The following is a 1,113-nucleotide window of genomic DNA, read 5'->3' as shown; positions in this document are numbered from 1 at the left end:
GAGTGGAGCCACAGCTGGTTGCTCAGCGCGCGGGCAACAGTGTCTCGCCGCTGTTTCAAGGGCTACGCGAAGTTACTGCGGAACGGCGGCGACACAGCAAACGCCAAGATCTCCGCCTGCCTAGGACGGCATCGGCTCCCATCTTGAGTCCGTCACGCTGGTCCGGCGCTGCTAGGAGAGACCACAGAGCATTCCGTCGAAGCGTCGAACTACCTGACACAAACGCTCAACGATCCCTGGCTGCGTCCACGCGGCCAGGGATCGACATCATGGACCGAGAAAGAATTAAGGATCCTTGGCATGGATTTATCCTGAACACTTAGGGATTTTCAGCGATCGACGTAAAGATGAGATTGGTCCAACCAAGCGGAGCCATAAACACTCACGTCAACCCTTTCCGGCAATTTCTCAACGCCAACAACCTTCCCAATTCCTCGCAGACCGACATGGCTCAGATTCGGTAGGTCAGCGAGCGGGGAAAGGTCCACAACACCTCCTGAGGCGTGACGCCCACCTATGTAAAGATTAGACAAATCGGGAAAATGATTACGCAATTTCGACAGGCTCAGTGTTGAAGCGAGGCGATAAGTCAGTAATACCTGAGTCACGCCCGGCATACTAAAAGACTCCGGCAAATGGGCGAGAGAATACCCGGCTGTCGCAAGACTTCGAAGATTCCCTAGTGAGCCTATATCTTCCCATTCGGCGACGGTTTGAGGGCTATTATGAAGCCCGAGCGTCAAATATTGCAGGTCGGGCCAGCGATAGATCTCCCGAAGCCAACCTCGCGGAAGTGGCACGCCAGGCAGGTGTAGGTCGCGAAGCGGAGCACCTTGCGGGAGGTTCATCAACCCACGAGGCAAATATGATGGACTTCCCACATAAAGATATTCAAGCGAGGACAGCTCGCCAAGCGCTTCAAGATTTCCGATCTTATCCAGGCCGCTGAAGGTAAGATGACGTAGCGAGAGCCCGGCAATGGAAGATAGGCTAGATAATTCCGCACAGCCCGAAAGAGTCAAATGGTGCAGCATAGGGAAATTCTGCAGGCTGTCCAAGGTCTGAATCCTCGAGTTACCGCGAATCCGTAAATGCGTGAGACGATCCGCACCC

The 1,113-nt window shown here is 54.4% G+C and carries 1 protein-coding gene; it reads right to left on the bottom strand.

Annotation, left to right across the window (positions count from 1 at the left end; all coding sequences use genetic code 11):
* Window positions 1-329: 329 nt before the first annotated feature.
* Window positions 330-1,113, bottom strand: a 784-nt coding sequence (locus AB4043_RS26330; RefSeq protein ID WP_442308632.1) for a hypothetical protein, incomplete at its 5' end; no start/stop codon positions are given.

It is taken from the genome of Terriglobus sp. YAF25 (assembly GCF_052113305.1).
In the GTDB taxonomy this organism is placed as follows: Bacteria; Acidobacteriota; Terriglobia; order Terriglobales; family Acidobacteriaceae; genus Terriglobus.
This window is presented reverse-complemented; position numbering and strand designations above follow the sequence as displayed.